Here is a 15,085-nt window from a genome sequence, read left to right as displayed (position 1 = left end):
GCCCACCCACTCCAATAAGTTAGCAGAGTGCATATGTAAAAGAGAAAGTGGCCCATACAGTTACGAATGGTAATTTAAATGGTCGGTGATGATCCTGGAGCTGCTGACGCAATGTTAATAAACAAATAGGAGCGATACCATAAGTCAACGCCATCAATGACGTTAAAAAGGTAATCATGTGATTCCAACCTGGCAATGGAGCAAAAAGGCACATACCTAAAATAAAGTTAGTAATAATGGCGATAACAGGGTTTTCTCGGCTAGTCAGTCGTTGAAATAACAACGGAATATGGTGATTTTTGCTCATTCCATATAAAGCTCGGGCACCACTACTGGTATACATTAGCGCTGCTGACAAAGGTCCAATAATAGCGCCTACATATAAAATAGGCAACAGGAAATCTAAATGCCGTTGACGCACAATAGCTGTAATAGGGCTAGTACCGCCTTGCAATGCCAGATGAGCCCACCCATGGATCAAGTTGTCGGGGATAATTGATGATAGGAAAGCGAGTTGTAACAAGAGATAAATGAGCAAGCAAATGACAACAGAACCAATGATGGCGAAAGGTAGTGCTCGCGATGGATTTTTAGCCTCTCCGGCCATTTCGCAGGCCTGTTTGAAGCCGTTAAAAGCGAAGACAATACCCCCACTGGTAACTGCAGCGAACACACCATGTAGCCCAAAAGGCATAAAGACCGCATGAGCAGGATGAATAAGATGTTGTGGTGAAAAATAAAAGGCTAGGATAATCAGAGCGACTACTGTCGGGATGGCAATTTTCAGAAGAGTTAACACACTATTAAAGCGTAACAACCAGCGTAAAGAAAAAACATTAAGTGCGGCAATGCCGAGCATAAGCACTGTTGCTACTATATAGCCATCTCCTGTTAATCCCCCATCACTGTAGACTAATGAAGGGAAAAAATAGTTTAAATATTGTGTGACAGCTTGTACCTCTGTGGAGGCCAGCGATGCATAAGAAATCCAAATAATCCACGAAAATAGGAAGCTAACAAAAGTGCCATGAGTATAATAAGGAATTCGAATACTGGATCCTGTAATAGGTAACATAGCGCAGAGCTCAGCAAACACGAAGGCCACGGCGATAGCAGATGCACCACCTACCAGCCAGGCAAAGATAGACGAAGGACCAGCCAATTCTGAAGTATAATAAGTAGCAAATAACCAGCCTGACCCCAAAATACTACTTACTGAAGTCAGTAGTAAAGCAAAAGGTGTGATGGATCTCTTTAGCATAGCCTCAATAGATTATCATAGGTCAAATGCCGAAGGGTCATTCTATCAATTTTAAGCTCTACTGAATAGTTTATTCTCCTATTTCAACTCTCCTGAAGAAGAGACTAGAATAACTAGCAAGTTATTTGACTAAGATGATCTAAAAAATGAATGATGCTACTTTAAAGCCGTTAATTTTAGTTGATGGTTCTTCTTATCTTTTTCGAGCTTATTATGCGTTACCGCCTTTAACGAATTCCAAAGGATATTCGACCGGTGCAATATATGGCGTGATCAATATGCTGCGAAAATTGATGGTTCATTATCAGCCGGATTATATGGCTGTTATTTTTGACCCTAGAGGAAAAACATTCCGAAATGATTTATACAGAGCTTACAAAGCCAATCGCGCAGAGATCCCGAATGCACTTCATAATCAAATTGAACCGCTTTTTGAAATTATCCAAGCATTAGGATTACCGCTGATTATTAAAGAGGGTTATGAAGCCGATGACGTCATTGCTACCTTGGCGAAAAAAGCAAAACAGGAAGGATTTCATGTTTTAGTTTCGACGGGAGATAAAGATTTAGCACAAATCGTCAATAGTCATGTAACTCTGATTAACACAATGACAGATCGCCTATTAGATCCACATGGGGTTAAAGAAAAATTCGGTGTCCCACCTGAAAAAATTATTGATTATTTAACTTTAACAGGAGATAACACAGACAATATCCCCGGGATTCCAAAAGTAGGCCCAAAAACTGCAGCTAAATGGCTTAGTCAATATGGTTCGGTTGAAGCTATTGTAAAATATGCTAGAGAAGTTAAAGGAAAAGTAGGTGAAAGTCTTCGTGCACATTTAGATATACTTCCTCTGGCGCGTCAATTAGTTACTGTAATTTCTGATTTATCATTGGAAGAAAGGCCAACGGATTTAGTTCCTCTACAAAAAAATCGTGAAAAATTGATTAAGTTGTTTACTAGGCTCGAATTTAAATCGTGGCTTGCCGAGATCTTATCGGAAGACACTCAAAAAACCACAATTTCACAATATATTACGATTACTGATAAAAAGACTTTTAAAAAATGGATGGAGAAGCTGAGAGTAGCTAATGAATTTGCTTTTGACACTAAAACTACCGGTTTTAATGCGATGCACAGGTTGGTAGGAATTTCACTTGCGATAAAGCCACATGAGGCAGCTTATGTGCCGCTGGCGCACGATTATATGAACGCACCTATGCAGCTCGATAAACAATGGGTTTTAGGACAATTAAAGCCAATACTAGAAGATGGAAATAAGACCATTATCGCGCAAAATTTAAAGTATGACAGCCAAGTTTTAGCAGGAGAAAATATCTATATTAAAACAAAAACCTACGATACATTGCTCGAATCATATGTCTTAAATAGCAATAGCATACGACACGATTTAAATACGCTAGCTTTAAAGTATTTAGGTCGGATAACCATTAAATTTAAAGATATAGTAGGAAAGGGAGCGAAACAAACTACTTTTAATCAAGTTTCCCTTGATGATGCCGGCGCCTATGCCGCTGAAGATGTCGATGTGACATTACAAGTCCATCATAAGTTATGGCCTTTAATCAAAAAAGAAAAAATTTAAGAAAAGTGTTTGAGCAAATTGAAATGCCGCTTGTGCCTATTCTGATGCAAATGGAGAGACACGGTGTTTTAATTGATACAGCGATGCTACGTTCACAAAGTATTGAGCTGAATCAACGTATTGAAGAATTAGAACGAGAAGCCCATAAATTAGCTGGCCATGAATTCAATTTGGATTCTCCAAAGCAATTACAAATGGTTTTGTACAATGAATTAAAATTACCGGTGTTTAAAAAAACACCTAGTGGCCAACCCTCAACAGCAGAAAATGTTTTACAAGATCTATCCCTAAATTATCTTTTTCCAAAAGTAATTTTAGAATATCGCAGCTTAAGTAAATTAAAATACACTTATGTTGACCGACTTCCCAAACAAGTCTATCCCGCTACTTGTCGTGTCCACACGTCATATAACCAGGCAGTCACATCGACAGGGCGTCTTTCCTCTAACAATCCTAATTTGCAAAATATTCCAATCCGCACGAAAGAGGGTCGGAAAATTCGACGTGCTTTCATTACATTCCCTGGCTTTCGTATTGTCTCTGCCGATTATTCGCAAATAGAATTGCGTATTATCGCTCATATTTCAAAAGACCCTGGATTAATAAAAGCATTTGAAAAAGAATGGGATATTCACCGCACAACAGCCTCTGAAGTTTTTGGCGTAAAACTAGGACAGGTCACTGACGAACAACGTCGGCGTGCGAAGACTATTAACTTCGGTTTGTTATATGGGATGTCAAGTTTTGGGTTGGGAAGACAACTTGGTATTAGTCGCGAGCTTGCACAGAAATATATCTATACTTACTTTCAACGTTATCCTAACGTTCGCGACTATATACAAAAAATTCGGTCCATTGCTGCTGAGAAAGGGTATATCGAAACCCTGTTCGGACGACGCGTTTATCTCCCAGATATTCACGCTTCAAGCCTTCGACGTCGTCGTGCCGCCGAACGTGCTGCTATCAACGCCCCGATTCAGGGAACTGCAGCCGATATCATTAAAATCGCCATGATCAAAGTCAGTGATTGGCTTAAAGAAAACGAAGTCAATGCCTACCTCATGATGCAAGTCCACGACGAACTCATTTTCGAAATTGCTGAAAAAGACCTCGGCCAGACTATCCCACAAATCAAAAAACACATGGAACATGCTGTTTCCTTGTCAATACCGTTGGTTGTGGATATTGGGATTGGAGATAATTGGGATGAGGCACATTAGAGTGTATTAGTTTGAGGATCAATCGAGATAACAAGTTGACAAATTTATAAATAGTTAGTTTGTAATTACACTTTCAGATTGGAGGGAAATTTTAGTGTCACCGGCGCGGGAGGGGCTCTAAGTTTAAAACTTACCTGAATGAGGACGTTTTTGGTGATCTTAAGTGTAATTTTGTTACTTCAAACTACTTTGGCAAATTTACACGTATTTGAGAATGTTTCCTAACTTGTGCTTATCAGACTGTGTTTTATTGCTCAACCAAGTCAATGAAGATACTTAGATTTATTAACGATTGTCTTAAAACAGACTTTGTGCTATTCTGGCTGGGCAAAGCAGTAATACTCACATATATCTTAAAATAGAAATATTGACGGTCCTTGCTTAAGATTGAGGACAATAAGGTAGGTAAGGCCTATAAATATCTAGAATGCCGTAGTGGTCAATGTCCATTTGTTATGCACTTTAGCATTGCACATCTATCGCTGCTTTAGTAAAAGATACATAATATAGTAGCTCAATTTTGCTAACTTGTGAGCAGCAGATTTAACTGTTCACTTTACGACAGAAATTAGGGATGAATTATTTTACGAGTAGTAATAATAGAATAATAAATGTACCATCATAGGCTACTCGTTAGGGTTTTTGCTTTTCCGTTGGATTAAATTCTGACAATATTCAACTGTATATCGTTTACCATTAATTGCCAAACAAGGGAAAGTGCATTTATTGCAAGATCGCTTCATTAGGTATTGACTAGTGAATTAGAAAACCCGATTCGCTGTTTGGAGTTTGGAGCGGTGTTGTCTATTATAGTGATTGTGTCGCATTATTTAACTGTCAGAGATATAAGTGACCCTTACTCCTGAGGGTATAAAATAAAGCGAGTTAAGCGAGATATTATTTGTGTATTATATGTGTAAATTTTATGAAAGAAAGATCTGCCACATTGGTGGTGGGTAAGGTGAGTACGTATCTCTTCGGGAGTTTACTATCCATCGATCCGTACTCTCCGGATATAGATCAACATTGATTGTGTCACAATATGTTACAACTTCAATACAGATAGAGCGTAACCTTACGCTGTCTGACTGTTAAAGGACAGTGGTTTAAACTGATCCAAAGCTAAAAAAGAAAAGACTTTCTTGGATTAATTCTGTGAATCGAATTGCATTAATGAGGCGTTGATTTTTTGTGTTAGATTTTAGTGATTCAATTCGTAAAGTCTCTCCCAGAGCCAATACCAGAACGATTGTACTTTACCGCTGCTAATCCATGCCTATCTATCTGCCATAGTTCCGTTATCGTCTTTAAAATTAGAGCAACTCTCACTCGCAATATAATAGAAAATTCCTGAATTTTATCTCTATTCTTCTCTATTCTTATCCTAATCGTTATCTCAAACAGCTATAGCCTATCAAAATAACATACCCAAACCAAAGACCCGACACTGGGGGTCAGAGAGGAAGAGGATAGCTTCTATTTTTGCATCTCATACAGAATTCCAATTTTTTCACCATAGCAAAGGGTGTCACCGGTTTGGCGGCGCATTTCCCAAGCAATTGAGTGATTAGGAAATAACAAAATCACCGTTGAACCCATTTTAAAATGACCTAGCTCTTCACCAAGAGTCAACGTAATTTTTTCTTCAGTGTATTTCCAAATAGAAATAGAATTTTTAGCAGTGGGTGTCACTGCACCGTGCCAAACTGTGCTGATACTACCTACCAGCATAGCACCTACCATTACTACCGCCATGAGTCCCGCTTTTGTTTCGAATAAACAGACAACCCGCTCATTGCGAGCAAATAGGTGTGGAACAGTACGAACGGAAATGGTATTGACGGAAAATAAACAGCCGGGTATGTGAATCATTGCCTTTAATTGACCATCAATAGGCGCATGAATGCGGTGATAATTTCTTGGCGCCAAATAAGTCGTGAAAAAATAGCCATCTTGAAATAATAGTGCGTGATTTTCATCCCCTCCTAATAAATCTACAACCGTATAGAAACGATTTTTTGCTTGAATCACCTGGCCCCCGGTTAATTGACCCACTTCGCCAATAATTCCATCTACAGGAGAAATAATCGCGTTAGAGTCTTCCGAAAGAGGACGTAAATTTGTTTTTAAATAACGGGTAAAAAAGGAATTAAAAGAAGAATAATAGTGGATATTCGAATACTCAGCCTCTCTCATATCTACACGATAATAGCGAATAAAAAATTTGATTGCCCACCGAGTCAATAATCCCCATTGACGATCAGCTAGCCAGCCGACAATTCTTGACAACCTATATTGTAGTAGGTATTTACATAATCTAACCATGATTACTATGATGTCATCTTGCAGCTTGAATACGCTACGCTTATCAAGCTTACAAGTACATGATATTAGGATACTCAAATTTCAGTAGCAGAGAGGATAGCACATTTGAGAGTTTATTTGGTAGGTGGTGCCGTTCGAGACAAATTATTGGGATTATCAGTGAGTGAGAAAGACTGGGTGGTAGTGGGGGCTACTCCTGAAATCATGGTTGCTAAAGGATTTAAACCCGTAGGTAAAGAATTTCCAGTTTTTTTACACCCAGAAACACATGAACAATATGCACTCGCTCGCACAGAACGAAAAATCTCAAAAGGCTACAAAGGATTTACTTTTTATGCAGCACCGGATGTGACGCTGGAAGATGATCTTAAACGACGAGATCTGACCATCAATGCGATAGCTGAAACACCAGAAGGAAAACTTGTTGACCCTTATGGAGGCCAACAAGATCTTAAAAACAAAATCATGCGCCACGTTTCTTCTGCTTTTCACGAAGATCCTGTCCGCATTTTGCGAGTGGCTCGTTTAGCGACTAAATTTCCGGGATTTTCTATTCATCCTGATACATTGGCATTAATGAAAAAAATAGTGCAACGTGGTGAAGTAGATGCCTTGCTTCCGGAACGGGTGTGGCAAGAATGGGTACGTTCGCTTGATAATAAAAAACCGACTCGTTTTTTTGAAGTGTTAAATAATTGTGATGCGCTCTCTATTTTATTTCCTGAAATTTATCTGAATGGAAAAGGCATTGCTGCTTTAGACCTTATCACGAACAAAACCTCATCTAGTGTTATTCGTTTTGCTGCTTTACTCCATAATCTTTCATGTAAGACAATTCAATCACTAGCTCAACGATACCGCCTTCCAAACGAGTATACCGAATTAGCGCTTTTAACTGCCCATTTTCGTTCACTTTATGCTAATAGCGATAAAATGAACGAAAATGAATTGTTGAACTTCATTATGAAAACAGATGCCTTGCGTCGAGACCGACGCTTCGAACAATTTATTCTTGTTTGTGATTCGATTAATTCTACAGTTACATTACATCATAATGAAAGAATCAAACGCATTATCGAAGTAATTAAATCGGTAGATATTAAATCTCTACAAAAACAAGGATTAAAAGGGGAAGCATTTGCAAAAGCGTTAAAAAAATTGCGTATTGAAGCAATTCAGCAATTCATACAGTAATCTCACTCTGATTCTCTTTAAAACAAGTGATTGAGGACCTTGATATTCAAAGCTTCGATATCATAACCCTTAAAACACGTGATCAGAAATTAGTTGATCAATCAACTCTAGATGAGATATGTTAGGCGTTCCGTTTGATTCATATGAGTAAAACCTAATAAGGGTTGCTGATAATTTTTTGTTAATGCAATAGCCTTAAACAACTCACCCATCTCACTGGGTAGAGTTAGTTTTTTAATCTGTTGCGTAACCACATAGCGAAGCATCGGGTCTTCACAAGAAGGCATAAAGGACGTAATACCGCAATTTAACAAAAAAGCTGCTTGATGTGTAAAACCAGCAACCATTAAGCACGGCAAAGCTGCTTCGGCAAGGACAGTAAAGTCGACGTGCGCCGTAATATCCTGAATACCTATTAGAATAAGTGGATCAAAATGACTACGATGTCGATAATGGCAAACAATCGTTCCTTGATTTCTGTCCGGATGATAATATTCGTGTCGTGGAAAACCGTAATCTATTAGTAAAATGAGGCCTGTATGTAATATCTCAGTTAGCAAGGAGACCCATCCCTTCATCAATAAATTAATTTCTGATTCATAGTCTTCTGTAAAATCAATTCCTAAATCTCTAACAGCTTCGACTAGTGATGATGATGGTTCATCTATTTTCCAGATAAATTGATCAGCTTTATAATCAACATAAATTTCTTTAATACCATTTTTTATTTTAAATTTATGAACTGGCATTGCATCGATAACTTCGTTTCCAACAATCACTCCCCGAATTGGATGACTTGGCAGTTGAGACAACCAGTTAACGCGATCCAATAATTGGGGAATTTCACTTTTAATAAGGGCCACTTGACGTTCTCGAAAGTCGGCGCTAACTTCTAAAATATAATAACGTGTAGGCAAACATTGATGATGCTCTAATTCTCTTAGAATATCCACTGCCATCACACCCGAACCAGCTCCAAATTCAAGGATCTCCCCACCATCTAAGTCTGTTAAAATTTGTTGGCACTGTTTCGCAACGGCTTTTGAAAAAAGTGGAGAAATTTCTGGAGCAGTAATAAAATCACCTGCTTTCCCGAATTTCTGCGCACCAGCGCTATAATATCCAAGCCCTGGAGCATAAAGAGCGAGCTGCATATAGCGCGCAAAAGTAAGAGGACCATTGTTGATAATTTCCTGCGCAACATATTGGCGCAGCCGTTCGCTGTGCGCCTTTGCAAGCGAGTCCAGAGCTGGTAAGTTGTTAGGCAGCACCCCGTACACCCTAAAAGAAAATCAATTGAATGTCAAATGACAAGATCTACCCTTGCCGAAAGCGCAAGCAAAACGGGGCACCTAGGCTCATCTAGTTGGAGTACTTCACAAACTCAGTTATAACAATCATAAGGACTGAGTGAGGTACTGTCATTCCCACGAAACTGCCAAAAGCGGCCGATATGTCTGAGCAAACGAAAACACTCTACCACTATCTTAATATAAGGTTGATCTTAATCAAATTCTCTTTCCACTCATTCATTAATCAATCTAAGGTAATCGTTTTCCAACTGGATTTAATAATGCCCTATACCTTTCCTGATAAAGTGAAAAAAACGACGGATCAGTAAAATGATTTAATAAAAAATTTAATAAAAGCAGTATCAACACTTCATTTTACAACAGCATTTCCTTATTTGCAGCAAACGCATGAATGACATCGTTTCAGCGATACTAACAATGCACGCTAGCCTCTTTCTTCACCGACAGTTAAACTGTTTATCACACAGATAAAGTGGAATTAAATCCATTAAGTGAATACTTGCTCTCTAATCGCGCTCGCGCCTAAACCCCGTACGCGTTAATATTTTCGCCGGTGAGGCTCTCTACATGCATCCTCTAACCTGCAGCAAGTTAATTGTAATAGCCTAAAATATCATGAAAACCCGCTCGACAAAAAACGTAAACTTACTTTCTCAGACATTATTTTCTTAATTAAAAACGACCGTATTACAGGAGAATTGATCACGATTAATAACAGGAAATCATTAAATAATCCGCGGACCCATTCCATCTGACACTTAGAACTTTTCAGGAATTATAACAGAGAAAAGGAGAACTTTTTGTGAAAAAGAATAACCACGTCCTCATCGCCTTTATTTTTTTCACTGTCACCTTATTGATTAATGGATGCAGAACCTTGCGTTTGCCTTCTCAAAGCACATCCGCCCATAAAATACAAAACTGGCAGCAACGCTATCAAGCATTAAGTCATATCTCGATATGGAGTATTAATGGTGTTTTTAGCATTCAGCAGGGTGGAAAAACGGTAGTAGCTTATTACGACTGGCAACAAAAAGGTCGTAACTATCGCATCCGCATCCATTCTGCACTTGACATCTACAGCATCAATATTTCTGGAGGTTCCAGCGTGGTCCTGTTATGGCGCTCACCTAAAGAACGTTATATCGCGGACACCCCCGAACGACTCATGCAGGAACAACTCGGATGGCAGCTTCCCGTTTCTAATCTCTATTATTGGATACGAGGTATACATTCGGCAGGAAAGTATCTGGCTACCTTTGATCTCTACTGTCATTTAATCACACTTCAACAAAATGGGTGGCATATCCTCTTTTCTCAATATACCACCATTGGCCCAGTAGATTTACCTCGTATGTTAAAATTGAACAGCAGGAAATTGACTGTGAAGATCGTTATTAAAAATTGGAATTGTAATTTGTTGAATAGGTGCTCAACATAAACTTGATTTGAATCCTTTTGTAGCATTTATTTCGTCCTAACAAGAGGGGCCCACCTGCTTGCATTTGGTTTGACACAATCTGCAAAACTGATAATATGCTCTTATTCAACTAATCGAGTTATTGGGGCGTCGCCAAGTGGTAAGGCACTGGGTTTTGATCCCAGCACTTCCCAGGTTCGAATCCTGGCGCCCCAGCCATGCGGTCTTTAGAAGGAAACTTCGTGCCAAATCTCAACGATATTCGCATTTTCCACGGTAGTGCTAATCCGACTTTGGGCGCTAGCGTTGCTAAAGAATTAAATACCACCATCGGAAATACCTTGGTTACTCGTTTTAGTGATGGAGAAATTCGTATTGAGATACAAGAAAATGTGCGTGGACGCGATATCTACCTCATCCAATCCACAGGACATCCAGTTAACGAAAATGTAATGGAACTGCTTTTTATGGCAGATGCTTTTCGTCGAGCATCAGCCGCAAGTATCACTGCAGTTGTTCCTTACTTTGGTTATGCCCGTCAAGATCGTCGCGTACGCTCTTCCCGAGTGCCCATTAGCGCAAAAGTGATTGCTGATATGATGCAAAAGGTAGGTTTTTCACGCCTCATCACTGTTGATCTTCATGCAGATCAAATTCAAGGCTTTTTTACATGCCGGTGGACAATATTTATGCTAGTATCACTGCTTTAGAGCAATATGGGCTGCCTGAAAAGCTAAATAATCCCGTGATCGTATCACCCGATGTGGGTGGGGTAGTTCGTGCTCGTGCCATCGCAAAACGGCTTAATGATTCGGATTTAGCGATTATTGATAAACGACGTCCGAGCGCTAATCAGGCTGAGGTCATGAACGTCATCGGTTATGTAAAAGGAAGACATTGCGTGATTGTGGATGATATCGTTGATACTGCCGGCACGCTGTGTCAGGCGGCTAAAGCCCTTAAAGATGAGGGCGCGTTAACAGTTTCTTCTTATTGTACCCATCCTGTTTTGTCTGGTCATTCGATCGAAAATGTTATGAAATCAGATATTGACGAATTGATTGTGACAGATACTATTCCACTCAGCACCGAAGCAATAGCTTGTAGCAAAATTAAGCAAATTTCATTAAGTTGTCTTATTGCCGAAACTATCTCTCGGATTAATCAAAAAGAATCTGTGAGTTCTATGTTTTTGGATTAGAGGCCGGAAGAAGAGGCGGTTTGCATTCAATTAACCAATTAATAGAAGTCTAGCGACTATAGACAATAGACAAGAGGGGGTACACGGGGTCCGGCGGCGCACGGACACCACTACTTTTATTCTAACACTATATGAAAAATCTTTATGAGCATCATAATCTCATCTTATGCCGCATTGAAGTATCTCTTCTTTCTGAAGAAAGAGTAGCGCGCTACCTTTATCAATATCTTCATCTTAAGATAAAAGAAAATATCAATGATAAAAATCTTCTTATTTCAATATCGATTGAAACCCAGAATTTAATGATTTACCAGAGGATAAGGTCTTCATTATTGTTTGTTGCACACCTTGTCACATTATTATGACAAGCCCGAGGGCAATGTTATCTTCTTAATAGACTAGGTTCATCTTAAAAGCTATATCCATAATTCTTAGAACTCTCAACAACCAAAACTTTTCCTTCATTACCGATAACAGATAAAGCTATAGAATAATCAGACAAACAGGAAATATTTTATTTAACACTAATCTTACGCCTTACAAAACCATCTTGAATACGGCATTACTTTTAGTTTGGTAATTGTCTTCACATTTTGAGCATCGTGTTTACACTGATCTATATCTGTTAGCCGACGGAGTGTGAGAGTTAGACGATATCTTTTAACATATCGGACAATTCCAAAAAAATAGCACAATACTGCTTCTTCTTCTTTTAATCTCTTTACTACTGATGTAAATCTTCCCCCTTAATCATCTCAGTATCTTATACGACTTCCAACCTAGCTATTCTTTACAAAAGGGTTGCTGTATACAATATTTCTGAGGTTTTGTTTTCCGTTTTTAATATGGTTCTTGTACAATGAAAACCAACGAGTTTATCTCATATAGATAAACATATAAAAAAGTTATTCCAGATTTTCCTGCAATCACTCAACTACAAAGCTTGATCAAAAATGGCTACGGGTGGGCTTGAACCACCGACCCCAGCATTATGAATGCTGTGCTCTAACCAACTGAGCTACATAGCCATATATTAGATCGATTTTGAAGAGAACCGCATTCTGGCGACTTACGTAGAGGATGTCAAGAAGTGCCAGATCTGAAGTACATGATATCCCCGTCTTGCACTACATACTTCTTTCCTTCCAGGCGCCATCTCCCGGCATCTTTGGCACCCTCTTCTCCATTGAATTGGAGATAATCATTGTAGCCAATAACTTCAACACGTATAAAGCGCTTTTCAATATCGCTATGAATAACCCCCGCTGCTTGAGGAGCGGTTGTACCTTTATGGCATGTCCAGGCGCGTACTTCTTTGGGTCCAGCAGTAAAGAAAGTAATGAGCTCTAATAATTCGTAGCCTGCCTGAATGACACTATTTAATCCAACTTCTTCGAGACCTAGATTTTGCAAGAATTCAATCTGCTTTGCGGAGAAAAGTTCTGGGACTTTTGATTCCATGGATGCACAGACAGGCACCACCTTGACTTTTTCTTTTTTAGCGTACTTGATTACTTGGTCCAAGTATGAATTATTTGTAAACCCTTCTTCTGTCACATTGGCCACGTATAAAACGGGTTTTAATGTTAGTAATTGATAGGGCTGCAATAAAATTTTTTCCTCTTTCTTTAGATTCACGCTACGTAATGGAATGCTCTTACTTAATAAATTTTTAAATTTTTCAAATGAGATTTTCATCCCGTAGGCTCGTTGATCTCCCCGTTTTACGTCTTTAGCAAGGTTCATTAAGGCTGTATCGATCGTTTCTATATCCGCCAATGCCAATTCCGTATTTACAACTTCAATATCAGAAATAGGATCAATATTTCCAGAAATATGGGCAATATTTTCATTTTTAAAGCAACGCACCACATGAGCGATCGCTTGTGTTTCACGAATATTAGCAAGGAATTTATTGCCCAATCCTTGTCCTTTTGAAGCGCCGGCAACTAGCCCAGCAATATCAACAAATTTTACTGTGGTCGGAATAGTTCTTTTTGATTGAGCTATTTGAGCGATTCTTTCTAGTCGCTTATCTGGCATAAGAACCATACCAACATTAGGTGCGATTGTACAAAATGGATAATTGGATGCTTCAATGCTCGCTTTAGTTAGTGCATTAAATAAAGTTGATTTGCCTACGTTTGGTAGGCCCACAATGCCGCATTTAAAACCCATTTTTTTCTTTATTATGTTATTTGCAACATGTAAGTTATGCATAGCTTTTTCAAATTCACCTTGCATCAATTCATTAGTAACACGCAAACCTCTGTCAATTGCCGCTGAAATAGCGGTTCGATCGTCTTTAGAAGGAACGCTTAAAACATATGGTGTTACCTGATATTTATGTCCAGGATGGCCGATCCCGATCCGTAATCGACAGAAATCAGCTGTTCCTAAATGCTTAATAACACTAAGAAGGCCGTTATGCCCTCCGTGACTGCCGCTTGCTTTTAGACGAATAATGCCTATCGGAAAATCCAGTTCATCATGCGCCACTAAAATCTCTTGAGGCCTAATTTTATAAAACCTCACTAATGCTGCTACTGCTTTCCCATTTTCATTCATATAAACTAGGGGGTTAAGAAGCCAACAATGATTGAATTTAGCAATAGCACCGTAAAATTTGTCTTCCTTTTTCAGGAAATGGTTTTCTCGATTAGCAAGTGCCTTAACAAACCAGGTGCCCACATTATGCCGCGTGCCAGCATATTCATTTCCTGGATTTCCAAGTCCTACAATGAGCTTGATAGATAACACAAAGCTCATTCTCTTTCATTAGTATTGATCTCTGTCTTAGTTTCCCTAGATTCTGCAGATTTTTCTACGACTCCAGTTTGTTGTGCTTCAATATCAGCCTGACTAACTCTGTGGATATGAACGCTTACAATAGGCAAATCATGTTGTTCGTCAGGCGTTATAGTCAATTCAACCCCTGCAGGCAATTTCAAATCAGACAAATGAAAAGACTTATCCAGTTCAAGTCTAGAAAGGTCCACTTCGATATATTCCGGCAAAGCAGCCGGCAAACATCGAACTTCAACTTCCGTTTGCAAGTGTGAAATAACACCGCCCTGCTCAACTCCCGGGCATTCATCTTCACCGATGAAATGTAGTGGAATATTCATCGTTAGCTTTTCCGTCGCTTTAATACGCTGAAAATCGATATGAAGAATTTTTGGCTTAGTGTGATGACGCTGCAGATCTTTTATGACTACCTTTTGCTTCTTATCGCTAATCTTAATAGTAAGAATAGAAGAAAAAACCGCTTCATTTTTCAGTGCTTTTAAAATGTCCTTTTGTAGTAGGCTGATGGATTGAGGAGCCTTTCCCGCACCATAAACAGTCCCCGGGACTTTGTCATCAAATTGCCGCATACGCCGCATTGCACTTTTACCCGTAGATTTCCGTAATGCCACCATTAGTTCTAAGCTTTCAGCAACCATTGTTTTGACCTGTATTTAGGGGACCTAAATTTTACTTGTATTTCAGATAATTTGCAAGCCATGGTTTGCTAATATAATCCTCCTGAGAGAAGAGA

Annotated in this window: 7 protein-coding genes, 2 tRNA genes and 3 pseudogenes; 5 read left to right on the top strand and 7 right to left on the bottom strand. The window is 39.0% G+C overall.

The window, feature by feature from the left end; all coding sequences use genetic code 11:
• Window positions 1-19 precede the first annotated feature (19 nt).
• Window positions 20-1,261, bottom strand: a complete 1,242-nt coding sequence (locus tag LG660_RS03735) for an APC family permease (protein ID WP_258267333.1) — start codon at window positions 1,259-1,261, stop codon at window positions 20-22.
• A 146-nt stretch (window positions 1,262-1,407) separates the two neighbouring features.
• On the opposite strand from LG660_RS03735, the pseudogene polA reads away from it, so the two are divergent.
• Window positions 1,408-4,091, top strand: a pseudogene (polA, locus tag LG660_RS03730) (DNA polymerase I).
• A gap of 1,476 nt (window positions 4,092-5,567) precedes the next feature.
• Here the strand turns inward: polA and asd are convergent.
• Window positions 5,568-6,416, bottom strand: coding sequence for an archaetidylserine decarboxylase (asd, locus tag LG660_RS03725; RefSeq protein WP_258267332.1), 849 nt, complete (start codon window positions 6,414-6,416; stop codon window positions 5,568-5,570).
• Between the two features lie 96 nt (window positions 6,417-6,512).
• On the opposite strand from asd, the gene LG660_RS03720 reads away from it, so the two are divergent.
• Window positions 6,513-7,610: a tRNA nucleotidyltransferase/poly(A) polymerase-related protein gene (locus LG660_RS03720; protein ID WP_373566709.1), complete on the top strand. Its 1,098-nt coding sequence runs from the start codon at window positions 6,513-6,515 to the stop codon at window positions 7,608-7,610.
• Window positions 7,611-7,717: 107 nt separating this feature from the next.
• Here LG660_RS03720 and LG660_RS03715 read toward each other — a convergent pair whose 3' ends face one another.
• Window positions 7,718-8,881, bottom strand: a complete 1,164-nt coding sequence (locus LG660_RS03715; RefSeq protein WP_258267330.1) for a class I SAM-dependent methyltransferase — start codon at window positions 8,879-8,881, stop codon at window positions 7,718-7,720.
• A gap of 844 nt (window positions 8,882-9,725) precedes the next feature.
• Between LG660_RS03715 and lolB the strand changes: the two genes are divergently transcribed.
• The 3 genes and pseudogenes from lolB to LG660_RS03700 all read left to right on the top strand — a co-directional run bounded on the left by lolB (window position 9,726) and on the right by LG660_RS03700 (window position 11,544).
• On the top strand, window positions 9,726-10,364 hold the full coding sequence (gene lolB, locus LG660_RS03710; protein ID WP_309137048.1) for a lipoprotein insertase outer membrane protein LolB: 639 nt from the start codon (window positions 9,726-9,728) through the stop codon (window positions 10,362-10,364).
• A 122-nt stretch (window positions 10,365-10,486) separates the two neighbouring features.
• Window positions 10,487-10,562, top strand: a tRNA-Gln gene (locus LG660_RS03705).
• Window positions 10,563-10,585: 23 nt separating this feature from the next.
• Window positions 10,586-11,544, top strand: a pseudogene (locus LG660_RS03700) (ribose-phosphate pyrophosphokinase).
• A 954-nt stretch (window positions 11,545-12,498) separates the two neighbouring features.
• On the opposite strand, the gene LG660_RS03695 reads toward LG660_RS03700, so the two are convergent.
• From LG660_RS03695 to LG660_RS03680, 4 genes and pseudogenes are all read right to left on the bottom strand, one after another.
• Window positions 12,499-12,572 (bottom strand) — tRNA-Met (locus tag LG660_RS03695).
• 55 nt (window positions 12,573-12,627) lie between these two features.
• A complete protein-coding gene (gene ychF, locus LG660_RS03690) occupies window positions 12,628-13,722 on the bottom strand; it encodes a redox-regulated ATPase YchF (RefSeq protein ID WP_258267743.1) in 1,095 nt (364 codons plus the stop codon).
• A 27-nt stretch (window positions 13,723-13,749) separates the two neighbouring features.
• Window positions 13,750-14,313: pseudogene (gene pth / locus LG660_RS03685) on the bottom strand (aminoacyl-tRNA hydrolase); the annotation flags it as partial.
• A complete protein-coding gene (locus LG660_RS03680) occupies window positions 14,310-14,990 on the bottom strand; it encodes a 50S ribosomal protein L25/general stress protein Ctc (protein WP_258267329.1) in 681 nt (226 codons plus the stop codon). The pseudogene pth and the gene LG660_RS03680, both read right to left, overlap by 4 nt.
• Window positions 14,991-15,085 lie beyond the last annotated feature (95 nt).

Origin of the sequence: Coxiella-like endosymbiont, assembly GCF_024730665.1 — a bacterium.
Classification (GTDB): Bacteria; Pseudomonadota; Gammaproteobacteria; order Coxiellales; family Coxiellaceae; genus Coxiella.
This window is presented reverse-complemented; position numbering and strand designations above follow the sequence as displayed.

What these genes read in the sequence shown, in the direction of transcription:
- asd (WP_258267332.1), bottom strand. Translation starts at nt 6,416, where the DNA reads ATGGTTAGATTATGTAAATACCTACTACAATATAGGTTGTCAAGAATT.
- ychF (WP_258267743.1), bottom strand. Translation starts at nt 13,722, where the DNA reads ATGGGTTTTAAATGCGGCATTGTGGGCCTACCAAACGTAGGCAAATCA.
- LG660_RS03735 (WP_258267333.1), bottom strand. Translation starts at nt 1,261, where the DNA reads ATGCTAAAGAGATCCATCACACCTTTTGCTTTACTACTGACTTCAGTA.
- LG660_RS03680 (WP_258267329.1), bottom strand. Translation starts at nt 14,990, where the DNA reads ATGGTTGCTGAAAGCTTAGAACTAATGGTGGCATTACGGAAATCTACG.